Source organism: Qipengyuania sp. ASV99 (assembly GCF_047872805.1).
In the GTDB taxonomy this organism is placed as follows: Bacteria; Pseudomonadota; Alphaproteobacteria; order Sphingomonadales; family Sphingomonadaceae; genus Erythrobacter.
Window position 1 is genome coordinate 197,687 of record NZ_JBLQUK010000002.1, and the last position, 16,963, is coordinate 214,649.

Here is a 16,963-nt window from a genome sequence, read left to right on the forward strand (position 1 = left end):
GCCGGGCACATGAGCGGCATGGCGCAAGTCAAACAACACGCTCCGGCAACCCTGCGCAACCGCGAGGCGATTGCCGAGGTTCTGGAGCGTGAACTGCCCGAAAGCGGGCTGGTGCTAGAAGTGGCGAGCGGCACCGGCGAACACGCGGTGTTTCTGGCGGAACGCTTTGCCGCGCTCGAATGGCAGCCGAGCGATCCCGATCCAAAGGCGCTGGGGTCGATCCTTGCCTACCGCGAAGAATTCGAACGCTACAATTTGCGTCTCCCACTGGTGATTGATGCCAGCGCGCCAGAAAGCTGGGAGGTCAATTCAGCCGATGCGATCCTGTGCATCAACATGGTCCATATCAGCCCGTGGCAAGCAACCGAGGGATTGTTCAAAGGAGCTGCGCAGGTGTTGGGAAAGGTCAATGCGCCGCTGGTTCTGTATGGTCCTTATCTCGAAGCCGACGTCGAAACTGCGCCGTCGAACACCGCCTTTGACCAAAGCCTGAAATCCCGCGATGGGCGCTGGGGCCTGCGCAAGGTCAATGATCTGGACCGGGTTGCCCGGGCCAACGGCTTTACCCGAACGGCGCGGCACGGCATGCCTGCCAACAATCTGACGCTGGTCTATCGGCGCGCCTGATCGCGGTCAGTCGATCACTTCTTCGCCGGTGCGCCCGACCGATTGAATGTCCTCGCCAAGCCCCTTCACGGTGTTGCAAGCGGTGCTGGTCAGAGTGAGCGCGGCAAGCGCGGCGGCAATTGCACATTTGCGGATCATGCAGTGTTCCTTTCGAATTGCGATGAATAGCGCATCTAAAGCAGCGCTGTCTCGGCCTTTTGACGCGCAATGACCAATTGACGCTCGCGCCATGCGATAATCAGCCCTGCAAATATGATCAGCGGCGCACCAAGCCACAGGCTATGCGGCGGTGCACGATCAAACACCGTATATCCATACAGGGTTGCCCACAGCAATGACGTGTAATCCATCAGCAGGATCACGCCCGCCGACCCGAACCGCAGCGAGGCAGTGAGCAAGATTTGCGCCACCGCGCCGCACAGCGCCATCGCAACGATGATGCCCCAAGTGGCCGGATCATGCGGCTGAAATATGAACGGCAGCGCGATCAGCATAACCGGAGCGGTGAGAGCTGTGAACCAGAACACGATGCTCCACGGCGCCTCGGTTTTGTTGAGATCCTGAACTTGAAAACTGATCGCCGCGACCAGCAGCGCGGCAACCAGACCCACCACTGCGCCCAGCGGATCAATCGAAGTTTCCGCGCCAACCCCGAATGCGGGCTGGGTCAACACCACGACACCTGCAAAACCGAGCGCAACCGCAAACCAGCGGTACAGCCCCACCTTTTCCCGAAACAGGATGACCGACAGCATCACGGCAAAAAACGGCGCGGTAAAACTGATGACGGTCGCTTCGGCGAGCGGCAGGAGGATGACTGCGCCATAGACGAAAAACATGCCGGTGATGCCAAACGCCGCGCGTCTGGCGTGGGAGCCGAAACGCTGCGTTCTGATGCTGCGGAGCTGACCGGTGCCAGCCAGCAGAGCGGTGACGCAGACCAGTGTGATCGCCTGCCGCCAGAACACCAGTTCGGCCAAATGCGCGCCGCGTTCGCTGGCGAGTTTGACCAGCATGGCCATCGTCGCAAGCGTTGCTGCCGTCGCCAGACGCAGGCCAAGTGCGAGAAACGGGCGGGGGCGAGCGACGGAGCCATCCATTCGCCACGCTTTAGGCACCCCGCAGCATTGCGCAAGCAGCACGGGTGCTTACATGATCGGCGATATGGACATGCTGCACGATCTTGTCTTTGCCAGCGACGCGGTGCTGATGGCGCTGGCCGGGCTTGCATGCTGGATATTCGCGGGGTTCTGCTTGCTGATGGAGCGCGTCAGGAGCGCACGGCGATCGGTTGAGCGGCTGGAAAAGGTCGGCTGGATGCCGTGGACTAACCTGTTCGTTGCCAGCGCGATCATTGGCGGCGGATGCCTCGCCATGAGTTTGCCAGTGGTGCTGGGCAATTTGTGATTTGCTGCGGCTGCGCGCCGGCCGTTTAGGCCGCAATGCCTGCCTTACAGGCAGGCCTCCAGATACGCCTGATCGAACCCGTATTGGCGCGCTTTTTCAAGCGTGTAGGGGCGCAGACCCGAGGCGCGAAATTCGCCCATGATCTTGCCGTCTTCGCTCTCGTCCAGATATTCGAATTTGAACAGGTTCTGGGTCACGATCACGTCGCCCTCCATCCCGATCACTTCGGTGATGTCGGTGGTGCGGCGCGAACCATCGCGCAGACGTTTCACCTGCACGATCAGGTCGACCGATTCGGCAATCTGGCGCGAAATGGCTTCCTTGGGGATTTTGATGTCGCCCATCAGGATCATGTTTTCCATACGGCCCAGACATTCACGCGGGCTGTTGGCGTGGAGCGTACACATCGACCCATCGTGACCGGTGTTCATCGCGGCGAGCAGATCGAAACATTCCGCGCCGCGAATTTCGCCGAGGATGATGCGGTCAGGACGCATACGCAGCGCGTTCTTCACAAGGTCGCCGATGGTGATCGCGCCTTGCCCTTCAAGGTTGGGCGGACGGGTTTCCAATGGCAGCCAGTGCGGCTGTTGCAGGCGAAGTTCGGCCGCGTCTTCGATCGTCAGCACACGCTCGCCCGGGTCGATCATCTTCGACAGCGCGTTGAGCATGGTCGTCTTACCCGAACCCGTACCGCCCGAAATGACGATATTCATCCGGCATGCGCCCGCGATTTTCAGCGCGGTCGCCATCTTGTCGCTCATGGAACCGAATTCCTTGAGCATGTCGATGGTGATTGGCTTTTCGGAGAACTTACGAATTGAGATCGCTGTGCCGCGCAAGCTGAGCGGCGGCACGATTACGTTGACGCGGCTGCCATCCTTGAGGCGGGCGTCGGCGAGCGGGGTGGTCTGGTCAACGCGGCGGCCGACCTGGTTCACGATGCGCTGAGCGATCTGAAATAGATGACTTTCATCACGGAACCGGATCGGGGCAATCGTCAGCTTGCCCTTTTTTTCGATATAGGTCTGGTCCGGACCGTTGACCATGATGTCCGAAACGTCGGGATCGTTGAGCAATTCTTCGAGCGGGCCAAACCCGAGCAATTCATCGATCAACACCTTTTCGAGCGCAAATTGCTCGCGCCGGTTCAATGTGACCTTGAGCTCGGCCAGCACTTCCATGATGATCGGGCGGAATTCTTCGGAAAGCTCTTCCTTGGACAACGTCGCGGCGGCTTCGGGATCGACGCGTTCAAGCAGGCGCGGCAGCACCTGTTCCTTGATCTTGTGGACGCTGGCCTCGAACCCGCCTGCTTCTGATTCCGTTGCATTGACCGAATTCATGCGTTCAGCAAGGCGGTCCATCGCGCTGGCGGTGGCGTTGCCGGAGGGGCGAGGTGCGGGAGTTTCGGCCTTTGGCGCGCCGCCGGGAAGCGGAGGAAACTGTTCGCCCCCTTTTGATTCGTCAGATTTTGGGCTTGCGCCCTTCATCGGTCTTGCGACGCCAAAAGCAGGCTTTGCGCCCGGCCTCATGCCGCCCGCGCCACCTTTTTTGCCGAATGCGCTCATTACCAAGCCCCCAAGGCCTACCAAAAATCCATGCGCCGGTCTCGCGGATCATCGCGAACAGCGCCTCTCGAAGGTTGGTGAATAATTGGGAAACCTTAATTTTTCCCCAAGGGGGAGCCGATAGCCATGCCTGGCCCTAGGTCATGACAGGCTGGCAAAATCACTGGCTTTTCCGAATGTTGGGCCCCAACTACATAGAGTGTATAGCTAATTCCGCTGTAACCAGCGGGGATGGTTGCAATCGGGGAAAGAATTGCCGGATCCATTCCGGCTAATTTGCGGTCTGAAAACAGATAAGATCGCCCATGGCGCGCGATGTGATCCAGCAAAAGGGATTCCAAGGCGGTGCTTGAACGCAGAACGGCGGATTTGTGATCCCAGCGCACAAAGGTAAACCCGCAGGATTGCTCTGGTCTGCCAAACACGATGTCACTGCGTCCTGAGACGGCGGGCGCGCGCCATTCAGGCAGTGCAATCCAGTGTTTGTCCGCCAGTCCGCGCCGCTCAATCTCAGTTATCACGGCAGGCCCGCTATCAAACCCCTTGGTGGCCGAAATTGCACTGGTCGCCAGACCGGATAGCGCCAGCACCAACAGCCACGCGCCAAAGACCGGATCGCGCGCCGCGCCCGCTGCGCGTTGCAGCCAGATCAGCAGGATCAGCAGAAACGGGCCGAGCAGCAGATGCCGCACCCCGATGGGATACACCGCAAGGCTGAACACCAGAGTGAAGGCGAAAAACCCGAAGATCAGCAAACGATGCCATGCAAAACCGCGAGTAAAGCGCCAGCAGAGCCAGAGCATGACGGCCCCTGCAACAGGCGCAATCGGCGCAACCGGCGTGTTCCATTGCGGCGCAATTCCGCCGTGGAAGGGCAGCGGCAGGCTGCCCATCATCCACCACCACAAGGCTGGGCCGCCGGGCATGCCGAGCGCTTCGTTCGCGCTGACCATATCGGACGGAGGATAGACGCTCCAGGCGGCAAAGCACGATAGCGCAAGCCACAGCGCGACACCCGGATACCAGAGATCCCGCTCCCGCCATTTGAGAATGACTAAGACCCCGGAAATGACCCCGAACAGGAAATCGACTGTCGGCAGCAGCGCGATGGCAATCCACAGCCAGCGTCTTTGCCAGAACACCATAGCCAGCATCAGCAGTGCTGCGCCCAGTGTGGTGCCGCGCGAAATGGTAAGGAATTCAAACAGGACATATTGGCTTGAGGCGAGCAGCAGCCGCTCGCTGCGGCCAAAGGGGCTGGCCAACACTATCACCCCTTGCACCACCACCGCGCACAGCAATGCTGCGACCGGAAGCACATATGGCTGCGGCACCAAAGCGCCTATGCCGCTTAGCAGCGCATACCAGGCGGGTGGATGCCCCTCGTAACGCAGCCAATCGAGCAACTGCCAGGCGCCGTCTGCTTGCGTTGCGATCAGCAGCGCCTGCAATTCATCGGGCCAAGGCTGATGCGAGACAATCAGCGCGGTCTGCACCGCTGCGAGCGCGCAAATGGCCAAGGCCCAGATGCCGGGTTGTCCCAATATCCGGTCGGTCGCGGCAAAGAATCGCGAGATCAAGGGCGCAGCGGCAGTCATCGGGCACTGCAATAGCAGCAAGGCGAATGACTATCGCCACGCTGCAGGGGTTTATACCCAAGGATGCAGGGGCTACGCCCTTGTCTTGGAAAGGGCGATTGGTCACACCCGCGGATATGACCCCCGGCCCGCTTGCTCAACCCGATCGTCCCCTGTCGCCTGCGCAGTTTGGCCGCGTGCAATTGTGGGTCTTGGCCGTCCTGATCGCGGTGACTATCGCCGCCGGTAGCCTTGGCGGCATTCATCATCTCACCGCGCAATTCATGCGCGAACAAGATCTGGCGGTGGCACTGGTGTTCGTCATCGCTGCGGTGATGATCGGCTGGCGGCAAAGCTGGTTGGAGAAATTCTGGCCGCAAAGCCAATGGGGCATGTTCAGCACGGCTGCTTTGCTGGCGTCAGGAGTGTTTGTTGCAGGGGCTGCTGGGACCTATATCGTATTCGGGAATTTTCCTTTGTCGCTCGACGAATTCTGGGCGCGGGCGGATGGGGAGATTCTGGCGCGCGGCGTGCCGCTGGCCCAGATCCCGCCGGAATGGCGCGAATTTGCGCCTGCGATGCAACCCGTCTTCACCCGGTTGCTGCCCGAAGAAGGTCTGTGGGCGTCAAGTTACCTGCCCGTAAATGCAGCAATCCAGCAATTGCTGGGACCGTTTGCCAGCCCGGCTATGTCAGCGGGATCGGTGATGCTGGCCGCCCTGATCGCGCGCAAACTGTTGCCCGATCAGCCTTCTGCACCGATTATAGTCGCGGTTTTGATGGCGACCTCGGCGCAGCTCGTGGTCACCGCGATGACGCCCTATGCGATGGCCGGGCACCTGTTTTTCAACCTCGCGTGGTTGTGGCTTTTCCTTATGCGCAAGTCTTGGACGACGCTGCTCAGCCTGATTCCGGCGGCGCTGGCGATGGGGCTTCATCAATCGGCATTTTTCCCGCTGTTCGCGCTGCCTTTCCTGCTCGAACGGTTTCTGGCGGGCGAGCGGATTCTTGCTTGCCTCTATGTGGTCGCCATCGGCGCGGGGTTCCTTGCTTGGGGAAGCTACGATCTCTTCGCCTATGCGTGGCTCGGTGTTCAGCCGGATGGGGGCGAAGCTGCGGGTCTGGCGCGGCAAATCGGCATATTCATCGAACGATTTACCGATGGCGGGATGCTTTCTCTCGCGCTGATGGCGGCCAATCTGCTGCGGTTTGCGCTGTGGCAGAACCCGGTGGTTATCCCGCTGATCCTGTGTGCCGCATGGCCGATTGCCCGGCTCGCAGACGGTGCGCCGCGCGAATTGCGCGCGATGTTGCTGGGGCTGATCGGGACCATTATTTTCATGACATTGGTGATCCCGTTGCAGGGACATGGCTGGGGCTATCGTTACCTGCACGGATTTCTGGGTAGCGCCGCCATAATTGCCGCGTTTGCATGGGGTCATATGACCCGCAAGGGCGGTTCAGGCGGTGGCCGGGCGCTGTTGATCGGGATGACCGCGCTTGCGGCGGTGTTGTTGCCGGTGCGCGCTTGGCAGGCGCACAGTTTTGCCGCGCCCTATGTCGCCGCCGATCAAACGCTTGATGCGTGGCATTCGGGCGGTAAGGGTGCGGCGGTCATCATCGTTGATGCGCCCGCACACGCCTTTGCCAGCGATTTGGTTCGCAATGATCCGTGGCTTGAAACCGGGGCCAAACGGCTGGATGCGCGAGCGCTGACGCGGGAACAATTTGCGCGGCTTTGCCAGCAGCATGACCTGCGGATTTTTGCCGATAAAGATGCCGCCGAGGTCGGCATCCCCCTTTTGTCCGAAGACCTGCGGCGCGAGCCGAGATTTCCGGACGGGTGCGTGTGACCCATAGGCGGGCGTTCTGAAGCCGCATTGCCGGCTATTTTGAGCCGCCTTCAGCCAATTCTTAACCCTTTGTTAGCCATAGCATCCCAAACAGGTCGGCGCCGCCAAACCCGCGCTTGCCTGACGGCGGCATGTTCAACAGGGAAAATCTCAATGAACGCGACAAATTTCGACAAGTCGGAGATCGCCCGCCAGAAAGAGTTGTTCGAGGCGATCCATGAGAAGTATTCCGAAGCGACTACGGACCGCTATGCAGAAGCGTATAAGGAGGAATTTCTCTACGGTCCGATCCTGGCCGAACTGCAAGACGCGGCAACGCTGATGGAACTTGCCTCGGGTGTGGGGTCTGCCTCCGGCTGGATGCGCGACCATCACCCCGGTCTAGAAATTTCGGGCTGCGATATTTCCGAAAGCGCCTGCAATGAATTTACCGAGCGCCATAACCGCCCCTGCTATTTGTGGGACGTGACGAAGCCGGTTGAAGCCAAGGAAACCTATGATGCGGTGCTGGTCATGGGCGGCATTCATCATTTGGTTGCCGACCTGCCAATGGCGTTTGAGAATATTGCAAAGATGCTGAATCCCGGCGGCAAGCTTATCATGGCAGAGCCCAACGCTGACTTCATTCTCGAGCCGGTGCGCAAGCTTTGGTACAAGATCGACACCGGCAATTTTGATGCGGAAAACGAACATGCGCTATCGCATCCAAAACTGGTGCGCGATCATGCGCAGGGAATGACCCCCGGCACTGTGCGCTATATTGGCGGCCCGGCCTATTTCCTGTTGCTGCAGAATTGGGTTCTGCGCGTCCCCAACGGGGCAAAGAAGTTCATGGCCCCGGCCTTGATGACGCTGGAGCGGGCGTATCACCGTCTGCCGGGTAAGTTTCCTTTTTCGACCTTTGTTGCATGCTGGCAAAAGTCATGAACACAACTGCCGCGATCGCGCCATCAGAAACGCGCGCAGCGGCCATTGATCTGCCGCCGCCATCCGCGCCATGCGCGTGCGGCAATGGCGAGCCATGCCGATTTGGCACCAACAGTCTGGTTCAGGTCTCGCATCCTGAATTTGGTGCAATGCACGTGCTACGCTGCGAGGCTTGCGGGCACGGTGTCACCATGCCGCATGTTCCGGATGTCTCGGTCCTTTATGAAGGGCGCGAAACGCAGGATTATCAGGGTCGGGACAACAAATTGGCCACCGCAATCAAACGCTTGGCCTTCCGGCGGCAGGCTGGCAAGATGCTCCGGCAAACCGGCTTCAAGGGCGGAAATATTGTCGATTTTGGCTGCGGCAGCGGGCTTTACACCGACGCCATCGCCGCATCTTGCGGTGCGAGCGATAGCGTCACCGGGCTTGACTTCTTTGCTGATCCGCCCGCGCATATCGGGGCGGCGCAGTACCGGCCATTCTCACAGATGTCGCAGTTTGAGAAAACCGCCGACCTGGTTACTTGTTTTCACGTTCTTGAACACGATGCGGACCCGCAAAATGTCCTTCGCCAATTGATTGCACTGGCAAAGCCAGGGGCGACGGTGTTGATCGAAGTGCCGCATATCGATTGCGTTTGGCGGCATGTGTTCCGCCAATATTGGGACAATTGGTATCTCCCGTTCCACCGCACGCATTTCAGCCGGGCTTCGCTGGATTCTGCCATCGAAGCCGCTGGGCTATCGATCATCGGCCGATATTCGGTTCATACTCCCGCGATCGGGCGATCGCTTGCCAATCTCATGGGTAAGGAAAACGGGCTGCCCTTCGTTATTGCCTCGGCGTTGGGGCAGCCGGCTCAGGTGCTGGTTGAAAGACTGTTCAACAGCCCATCGGCGCTGCGGATTGTCGCCCGCGTGCCAGCGTAGCCATCAAGCGGAGCGGTTATAGCCATAGGTAACCGCCCAGCGGGTTGCGATGAAAGTGTAAACGAACATCAAAGCGCTGACCAATGGTGCAGAGATCCAGATTGGCCACGCCAGCAGGTCGATCATCACGAACAGAATGGCCAGCGTCAGGCAAAGTCCAAACGCCTGCGTCCCGCAATACCGCGCATATCCGGCGATGGAGTGTCGTGCCGCGAATGTAATATTCGCATGGCCAACATAGGCCAGCGCGCCGATCAGGAAAAAGCAGACAAGCGTCGAGATGGCGTAATGCACCCCCAACATATGGCCCGCGATAAGGATGACGTTGTTGGCCAACACGCTGGCGATGCCGATAATCGAATATCGGGACAGAACCGGGATCAATCCTTTGAGCACCGGCTAGATCGCCCGTTTCAAACGCATGCGCAGGCGCGGGATAACCCGCTCTGCTATGCGCGAATAATGCAGATAACGCACTGCCCCGAACGGACCCAGCCGGGCAATGCTGGCCAGCGCGCCGAACGCGGCGGCGGCTTTGCCCGTGGATGCTTCGGCAAGCGCCATGTTGACCTTTGCTGATGCCCTGCTGAGCGCGGCAAAGCGGCGGTCGCTGGCGCTGTAACGGGCCAGCACCTCGGCCAGTTCGCGCGCCATTTCACCGCGGTTTCCGGTCATGGTCAGCGACGATCCATGAATGCGAAACGCGGCCGTTGGCTCAGGGTCGAACACCACTGGGCCTTGCGCTGCCAGTTTAAGCCACAGGTCCCAATCGGGCGTATACCATAATGCTTCGTCCAGCCCGCCGCACGCCAGATAGGCGTCGCGCCGCCACACGGGCGCGGGCATGGCAATGCTGTTCTGCACCAGCAAACGGTCGCGGAATTGGCGCGGGCATTGCACCGCGCCTTGCAGCGGCGGAGACCAGCGGCCCAGAACTTCGGAATTGCTGCCAATTATCACGGCCCCGGTCACCAGCATCGCCGCATCGGAATGGTCCGCGATCAGCCGCGCGATCACTTTGGCTCGCGCGGGCAACCAGAGATCGTCTTGATGCAAGGTGCAGACGTGCTCGCTGCGCGCCGCTGCGACCCCCATATTGGTCTTGCGCGTCCAGCTGGCGATGTCCGGGAGATATTCATAGTCGATTGGCAGCCGCTCGCGGTGCGGGGCAATGATCGCTTCGCAGGGTTCTTCGGGCGTGGAATCGCGGATGATGACAGCGATGGAACCGCGCGCATCGGGCGCGGGAATGCTGGCAAGCGCTTCGTCCAGCCATACGCCGCCGCGATGGACGGGCATGACCACGCTGAGCCACGGAGGCTGTGACATTCGCCGAGCGCCTGCCCGCGCTCTACCCGCCCGCCGCGCCGCTGGGCGGGGCAAGCTGGCTTTCGTGCCCAGCAATGATCGCCAGCATGAAACCGCCGAAGATGTTTTGCAGGCCAATCGCGCCAATCGCTGCGGACAGGATCAACGGCAGCGGATTGTCGAGGGCGATGAACCCGCCCTGGCTCCAGCCGAATGTTACTGCACCAAGCCCGCCCGCGCCAATCATCATCGCGGCAATCCCGCTGACCAGCATCGCTTCGAGCGTGAACAGGCCCGCATATTTGCGCAAGGTGGGCCGCATCAGCCGATAGCCGCGATTGACTCCGTAAAAATGGCTCGCGACCGCCATGATCAGGCCGAAATGGCCGGTGGTGGCGAGGAATCCTGCAACCAAGCTCCAACTGGTTCCGAAAAACGAAACGCCCGAAAGCACATTGGTGTAATATCCAAGGCCGACCCCAAAGATCACCGCCGACAGCATCAACGCCATCAGCGATGGCACCCCGAACACCCAAGTGGGGCTGAGCATGAAGAGGTAGCGCAAATGCCGCCAGCCATCGCGCCACGGCCGCAGATGCGGCGCGCGGTCGCGCAGATCCGGCGACAGCGTGGCGGGAACTTCGGCAATTCGCAGTTTCAGCAGCGCCGCCTTGATCACCATTTCGCTGGCAAATTCCATGCCCGAACCGCTCAGGTTCAGCCGCGTAAAGCTTTCCTTGCGAATGCCGCGCAGCCCGCAATGGGCATCGCCAATGCCCGAACGGAAGAACAGGTTGAGCACCCCTGTAAGGCCGGGATTGCCGATGTGCCGGTTTTTCCACGGCATCGCGCCCGGCGCAATCCCGCCCTTGAAACGGTTACCCATGCACAGCTCAAAACCTTCGTCGAGCTTGGCGATCATGGCCACGCCCTCAGTGAAATTGTAGCTGCCGTCGCAGTCGCCCATGATGATGTATCGGCCCGCAGCGGCCTCGCAGCCGCCGATCAGCGCCGCGCCATAGCCGCGCCGCGATACCGGCACGACCCGCGCGCCGAGATCGGTGGCCAGCGCCTGACTGCCATCGGTCGAACCATTGTCGGCGATCACAATCTCGCCCGACATGCCTAATTCGGTGCGGATCAGCGCCAGCGCATCCAGCGCATTGGCAATACAATGCGGCAAACTCTCGATTTCGTTAAGACACGGCATCACGATCGTGACATCGGGCGAGCTGGCACCGCGCTGCGCATCGCGCTCCAGTATTTCGGTGTAATTGAAGCGCTTCAGATCCATTGTCGCCCCCGGCGTTTTGACACCTTGGGGAATGGCCAAGAATGGTTAACAAACCATCAAATGCAGACCTTGGGTCAGGAGGTTTTGCTTAGTTTTGCCGGGAGAATTGCTCATCTCTTTCAATTTCCGGTCCGCTGGACTAGCTGCGCAAGCTTACGGCGGCGACTGGCCTTGGCTCAGGGCGCAAGTATCGGGAAAAATCAACATGGGTGACGAAACACGCAGCGGACTGGTCTATGCGGCGGCCGGCTTCGCGGTGCTTTCGGTCGGCGATGCGGTGGTCAAGAGCATGGCGGGCGACTGGCCGCCCTATGCGGTGGCGGCTTTGCGGTTTTCCCTCGGAGCGCTGGCGCTTTCCGCATTGTTGCTGCGCAGCGAAGGTCCGGGCGCATTTGTGCCGCGCAATCTGCCGCTGCAAATGGCGCGCGGGGCGTGCCTGGCGCTGGCGTCGGTGTGCTTTTTTTCCGCGATCTATATCATGCCCCTGGCCGAAGCGATGGCGATTGCGTTCCTCGCGCCGATCCTGACCCAAGTGCTTGCCGGATTGGTGCTGGGGGAGCAGGTGAGGCCAAGGGTTTATGCGGTGTCACTGGTGGCGCTGGCGGGGGTGGCGATCATCCTGCGCCCCAATCTGGCGCTGCTTGGCTGGGGCGCGGTGCTGCCGCTGGTCTCCGCGACATTTTTTGCGCTGTTGATGATTTCCAATCGCGCCAGCGCTGGGCAGGGCAGCGCGCTGTCGATGCAGGTGTTCGTCGCCGCATTCAGCGTGCCGATCCTGATCGCGGTGTCGATCGGGGCGAAGCTGTCGGGTGTGACCGCGCTTGATTTCGGATGGCCCAGTTGGGATGTGGTGCTGCGCTGCATTTTCGTGGCCTTCACCGCCAGCACTGCGCATTGGCTCGCCTATATCGGCACCAGCCGCGCGGGCGCAGCGCAGGTCGCGCCTGCCATTTACGTGCAGATGCTTGTGGCGGTGACGCTGGGCTGGCTGTTGTTTGATGACGTGCCCGATTTCTATACGCTGGCAGGGGCAGCGCTGATCATCGGATCGGGGCTGTATCTGTGGCGCGATGGATTAAAGCCGGATCATGGCAGTGCACCGGGAATGGGGCGGATTTGATGGCGCTTTCTTCAAGCCTTGTTCAACCTTACGCGCGTAACGGCGCTGGCCAGTAATCAGGGGAATAGATCAGAATATGTGCGGTATTATCGGGATCGTCAGTTCACACAGTGTTGCAGGCCGGTTGGTCGACGGGCTCAGGCGGATGGAATATCGCGGCTATGACAGCGCGGGCATCTGCACCCTCAACGAGGGCGCAATGGTGCGTCGCCGGGCCGAAGGCAAGCTGATGAACCTCGTTGGAGTGCTGGAGCGTGACCCCGCTGCGGGCACGATCGGCATCGCCCACACGCGCTGGGCCACCCACGGCGCGCCGACCGCCGCCAATGCGCACCCGCATGCCACCGAAGAGCTGGCCATTGTGCACAATGGCATCATCGAAAACTACAAGGCGCTGCGGGATGAACTCAAAGGTGAAAACCGCGTCTATAACAGCGAAACCGACACTGAAGTCGTTGCGCATCTGATTTCGTCGCGGGTCGAGAAAGGCATGGCTCCGCAAGAGGCGGTCGCTGATGTGTTGCCGCGCCTGCGCGGGGCGTTTGCGCTGGCGATGGCCTTTCGCAGCTATCCCGATCTGCTGATCGGAGCGCGGCTGGGTTCGCCGCTGGTGGTCGGCTATGGCGACGGGGAAATGTTCCTTGGCTCTGATGCGCTGGCCTTGGCCCCGCTGACGCAGCAAGTGACTTATCTCGAAGAAGGCGACTGGGTCATTATAACGCGCGGCGACGCGCAAATATTCGATTCCGGGAACAACCCTGTCGAACGCCCGGTGCAACCTTCCGGCGCTTCGGCGGCGGCGGTGGAAAAAGGCAATTATCGCCACTTCATGCAGAAAGAGATTTATGAGCAGCCCACCGTGGTGGCGCAGACGCTCGCATCCTATCTCCGGCGCGAAGACAATTCGGTTGCGCTACCGCAGTTCGACTTCGACATTTCGGGGGTCAAACGGTTGACCATCGTCGCTTGCGGCACGTCCTATTACGCCGGTCTGGTCGCCAAATACTGGTTCGAACAATTCGCCCGCGTGCCGGTCGATATCGATGTCGCCTCCGAATTCCGGTACCGCGACCCGGTGCTTGAGGAGGGCGGCCTTGCGCTGTTCATCTCGCAAAGCGGTGAGACCGCGGACACGCTGGCAGCGCTCAGGCATTGCAAGGCGGAGGGGCAGACCATCGCCGTGGTGGTGAATGTGCCCACCAGTTCGATGGCGCGCGAGGCCGATCTGCTGCTGCCCACCCATGCGGGCCCTGAAATCGGGGTTGCCTCAACCAAGGCGTTTACATGCCAGCTTGCCGTGCTGGCGGCGTTGGCCGCGCATATGGCGGTGAAGAAGGGCCGCTTGACGCGCGAAGAGGAAAGGGAAGTGGTTGGCCACCTTCTTGAAGCGCCTGCCGCGCTTAATGCAGCACTTGCGCATGACGATGACATCGCTGCAATGGCTCATCTGATCGCTCCGGCGCGTGACGTGCTGTATCTGGGTCGAGGTCAGGATTATCCCCTGGCGCTTGAGGGGGCGCTGAAACTTAAGGAAATCAGCTATATACACGCAGAAGGTTACGCTGCGGGTGAAATGAAGCATGGCCCCATCGCACTGATCGATGACGAGGTCCCAGTAGTGGTCATCGCACCATCAGGACCGCTATTTGAAAAGACCGTGTCGAATATGGAGGAAGTGCGCGCGCGCGGCGGCAAAGTGGTTCTGATTTCGGATGCAAAGGGTATCGAGGAAGCGGGCGAAGGCTGTCTCGCCGCGATTGAAATGCCGGTGGTCCACCCGCTGATTGCGCCGCTGGTCTACGCTATCCCCGTGCAATTGCTCGCTTATCATGTCGCTGTGGTCAAAGGCACCGATGTCGATCAACCGCGCAATCTGGCCAAATCGGTCACTGTGGAATAGCGCCGCGCCGCGCGCGAAATTTGCGAGGTCAAGGGCGACAAATTTTACCGAGCACTAACCTTTCGAGGTTAACAGGCTTGGCTGTGAGCAACTCCCATTCCCTTTCTGTGCAATCCATCAATTCGGAATTGCCCATCTCGGCTGTGCTTGGTCTTTCGGACAAGGGCGATTTTGACTGGTCGCGCCTGCGCGGGCTGCAATATGCAGCGCTGGCAAAACTGACCTTCAATCGCGCTTTCGCACACGCCATGTTGAGCCTGTTTGTGGCGCAGATTTACCTCGCATCGGTCTGGCCAGTGTGGGTAGGGCTGTGGATCGCGGCGCTCGCTTATGTGCATGTGCGCGGCGCGATGATTGATCGCCGGCTCGCAGATGCCGACCGGCGCAAGGTCACAAGCTCAGAATTTTATAAGCATGCGGGCACTTCGATATTCTCCGGTCTGCTCTGGACCGTTCCGCTGGTGTTTTTTGCGCCGATGGGTTCTCCGGGCGATGCGGCGGCCTTGCTTGTCATTGTCATGATCCTGATGGCCGGATCGGTCTATTTCTACACCACATCGCCGATCAGCATCCTTATCTTCACCGGTATCATCGGTGCCGGAGCGATGGTCTATGCTTTCTTGTCCGGGCAAATCTTTGTGCTTGGCGCGGTTATCCTGTTCGTGATCGCTACGGTTTTGGGCACGATAGAGGTCGGGCGCACCTATCTTGCCGCACGCATTGCCGAAGATCTGGTTTCGGAAAAGGAAGACGTCGTTTCGCTGCTGCTGCGAGAATTTGAAGAGAACGAGGCGGACTGGCTCTGGGAAATCGACCCGCAGCGCCGCCTACGCTCGGTCAGCCCGCGTTTCGCCTTTGCGCTTGGGGCCAGCGACCGCGAGGTCGAGGGGCAACCGCTGCTCGAACTGATCGCTGGAGAAAACTGGAATAGCGGCAACTTCCCCGCCAGCCTTCACGATCTGGCGGAACGACTGCGCAACCGTGAGCATTTTTCCAACCTGTTCGTGCAGGTCACAATCAATGGGCTGGAGCGTTGGTGGGAGCTTTCTGGCACTCCGATCCGCGACGAACGTGGTAAATTCACCGGGTTCCGCGGGGTTGGTTCCGATGTGACCGAACAGCGCGCATCCAGTGAGAAAATCGCCTACCTTGCGCGGTACGACACGCTCACCTCGCTTCCGAACCGGCTGATGCTAACCGAGGCATTGGGTGATGCGCTGGAATATGCCACGCATTGGCGCACCCGCTGTGCTTTGTTGATGGTGGATCTCGACCGCTTCAAATCGGTGAACGATTCGCTTGGCCATATGACCGGCGACAAATTGCTGGCTCAGGTTTCGGCGCGGCTTCAGGCCTTGATGAGCGAAGGCACAATGGTTGGGCGTCTGGGGGGCGATGAATTTGCCATCGTGATCCGCGACGCCAGCGATCTCGATGTGATGCGGACACTGGCTGGCCGGGTTATACAGTCGCTGTCAGAGCCGTATCAGGTGGACCAGCACACTTTGTATGTCGGCGCGAGTGTCGGCTCAGCGATTGGTCCGCGCGATGGCAAGACCGTCGAAGAATTGATGCGCAACGCCGACCTTGCGCTTTACCGGGCAAAGGATCTGGGCGGGGGCGAACATTGCCCGTTTGAACCCGTGCTGCATGCCTCCGCAGAAGAACGCCGCCAGTTGGAAGTTTCGCTGCGCAAGGCGCTCGGCCTTGATGAATTCGTGCTGCATTATCAGCCCGTTGTCGATGCCCGTAGCGAGAGTATCGTCAGTTTCGAAGCCCTGGTGCGCTGGCACAGTTCAGACCACGGCTTTGTCAGCCCCGGCAAGTTCATTCCGCTGGCAGAGGACACCCGCCTGATCGTGCCAATCGGCAAATGGGTGCTGCGTCAGGCTTGTTTCGAAGCGCGCAATTGGCCCGAACACATCAAGGTCAACGTCAACGTGTCGCCCGAACAATTGCTCGAACCCGGTTTCCATCAGGAAGTGATCGACGCGCTGGCCGCCAGCGGGCTGCGGCCCGAACGGCTGGAAATTGAAGTGACCGAGAGTATTTTCCTGCGCGATGCCAGCGTGGCTCGCAACGCGCTAGAACAGGCGATGGCGCTGGGTTGTTCGATTGCGCTCGACGATTTCGGGACCGGCTATTCCTCGCTTGGCTATTTGCGCAAGTTGCGGTTTTCGACGATCAAGGTTGATCGCACCTTTGTTCAGGGCGCCTCACAAGGCAGCAACGAAAGCCTTGCGATCATCAATGCGGTGGTGGCCATGGCGAAAAGCCTGGACATGACAACCACAGCAGAGGGCGTCGAGGATGCAGATCAGGCCGAGTTGATCCGCAATCTGGGCTGCGACAAGATTCAGGGCTTCCATTTCGGTCGCCCGATGTCGAGCGACGATGCGCTCAAGCTGTTTACCGCGCCGGACCCGCGCCGCCGCGCCTAGGGTCAG

General features: G+C 60.2%; 15 protein-coding genes. 8 read left to right on the forward strand and 7 right to left on the reverse strand.

Translation table 11 applies throughout. The annotated features are described in order from the left end of the window. Positions 1–9: 9 nt before the first annotated feature. A complete protein-coding gene (locus ACM64M_RS04875) occupies positions 10–627 on the forward strand; it encodes a DUF938 domain-containing protein (protein ID WP_416227537.1) in 618 nt (205 codons plus the stop codon). A gap of 6 nt (positions 628–633) precedes the next feature. Here ACM64M_RS04875 and ACM64M_RS04880 read toward each other — a convergent pair whose 3' ends face one another. After that, entirely contained in the window at positions 634–765 is a 132-nt protein-coding gene (locus tag ACM64M_RS04880; protein ID WP_416227538.1) for an Entericidin EcnA/B family protein, read from the reverse strand. 35 nt (positions 766–800) lie between these two features. Then, positions 801–1,727: a DMT family transporter gene (locus ACM64M_RS04885; protein WP_416227539.1), complete on the reverse strand. Its 927-nt coding sequence runs from the start codon at positions 1,725–1,727 to the stop codon at positions 801–803. A gap of 52 nt (positions 1,728–1,779) precedes the next feature. On the opposite strand from ACM64M_RS04885, the gene ACM64M_RS04890 reads away from it, so the two are divergent. After that, on the forward strand, positions 1,780–2,034 hold the full coding sequence (locus ACM64M_RS04890) for a hypothetical protein (protein ID WP_416227540.1): 255 nt from the start codon (positions 1,780–1,782) through the stop codon (positions 2,032–2,034). Positions 2,035–2,078: 44 nt separating this feature from the next. Here ACM64M_RS04890 and ACM64M_RS04895 read toward each other — a convergent pair whose 3' ends face one another. Together ACM64M_RS04895 and ACM64M_RS04900 are read right to left on the reverse strand one after the other, a co-directional pair. Next, a complete protein-coding gene (locus ACM64M_RS04895) occupies positions 2,079–3,605 on the reverse strand; it encodes a CpaF family protein (RefSeq protein WP_416227541.1) in 1,527 nt (508 codons plus the stop codon). A 95-nt stretch (positions 3,606–3,700) separates the two neighbouring features. Further along, a complete protein-coding gene (locus ACM64M_RS04900) occupies positions 3,701–5,203 on the reverse strand; it encodes a hypothetical protein (RefSeq protein ID WP_416227542.1) in 1,503 nt (500 codons plus the stop codon). Positions 5,204–5,319: 116 nt separating this feature from the next. Here ACM64M_RS04900 and ACM64M_RS04905 point away from each other — a divergent pair, with 116 nt between their 5' ends. From ACM64M_RS04905 to ACM64M_RS04915, 3 genes are all read left to right on the forward strand, one after another. Beyond that, the gene (locus tag ACM64M_RS04905; RefSeq protein WP_416227543.1) at positions 5,320–7,035 is read left to right on the forward strand and encodes a hypothetical protein; all 1,716 of its coding nucleotides are present in this window, start codon (positions 5,320–5,322) and stop codon (positions 7,033–7,035) included. 153 nt (positions 7,036–7,188) lie between these two features. Next, positions 7,189–7,962, forward strand: coding sequence for a class I SAM-dependent methyltransferase (locus ACM64M_RS04910; RefSeq protein ID WP_416227544.1), 774 nt, complete (start codon positions 7,189–7,191; stop codon positions 7,960–7,962). After that, a complete protein-coding gene (locus ACM64M_RS04915; RefSeq protein WP_416227545.1) occupies positions 7,959–8,894 on the forward strand; it encodes a class I SAM-dependent methyltransferase in 936 nt (311 codons plus the stop codon). The genes ACM64M_RS04910 and ACM64M_RS04915 overlap by 4 nt, the downstream gene beginning before the upstream one ends. Positions 8,895–8,897: 3 nt before the next feature. Here ACM64M_RS04915 and ACM64M_RS04920 read toward each other — a convergent pair whose 3' ends face one another. Genes ACM64M_RS04920 through ACM64M_RS04930 form a run of 3 tightly spaced genes read right to left on the reverse strand, consistent with a single transcriptional unit; the run spans position 8,898 to position 11,496 of the window. After that, positions 8,898–9,290 carry a GtrA family protein gene (locus tag ACM64M_RS04920; RefSeq protein ID WP_416227546.1) on the reverse strand — a complete coding sequence of 131 codons (393 nt, stop codon included), beginning with the start codon at positions 9,288–9,290 and terminating at the stop codon, positions 8,898–8,900. 3 nt (positions 9,291–9,293) lie between these two features. Beyond that, positions 9,294–10,223 (reverse strand): glycosyltransferase family 2 protein, encoded by a 930-nt coding sequence (locus ACM64M_RS04925; RefSeq protein ID WP_416227547.1) that lies wholly within the window; start codon positions 10,221–10,223, stop codon positions 9,294–9,296. Positions 10,224–10,245: 22 nt separating this feature from the next. Further along, complete coding sequence (locus ACM64M_RS04930) at positions 10,246–11,496, reverse strand: glycosyltransferase (protein WP_416227548.1); 1,251 nt, start codon at positions 11,494–11,496, stop codon at positions 10,246–10,248. Between the two features lie 205 nt (positions 11,497–11,701). Between ACM64M_RS04930 and ACM64M_RS04935 the strand changes: the two genes are divergently transcribed. From ACM64M_RS04935 to ACM64M_RS04945, 3 genes are all read left to right on the forward strand, one after another. Then, positions 11,702–12,616: a DMT family transporter gene (locus ACM64M_RS04935; RefSeq protein ID WP_416227549.1), complete on the forward strand. Its 915-nt coding sequence runs from the start codon at positions 11,702–11,704 to the stop codon at positions 12,614–12,616. A gap of 76 nt (positions 12,617–12,692) precedes the next feature. Next, on the forward strand, positions 12,693–14,516 hold the full coding sequence (gene glmS, locus ACM64M_RS04940; protein WP_416227550.1) for a glutamine--fructose-6-phosphate transaminase (isomerizing): 1,824 nt from the start codon (positions 12,693–12,695) through the stop codon (positions 14,514–14,516). A gap of 107 nt (positions 14,517–14,623) precedes the next feature. Next, entirely contained in the window at positions 14,624–16,957 is a 2,334-nt protein-coding gene (locus tag ACM64M_RS04945) for a putative bifunctional diguanylate cyclase/phosphodiesterase (protein ID WP_416227551.1), read from the forward strand. The last annotated feature ends 6 nt before the right edge of the window (positions 16,958–16,963 follow it).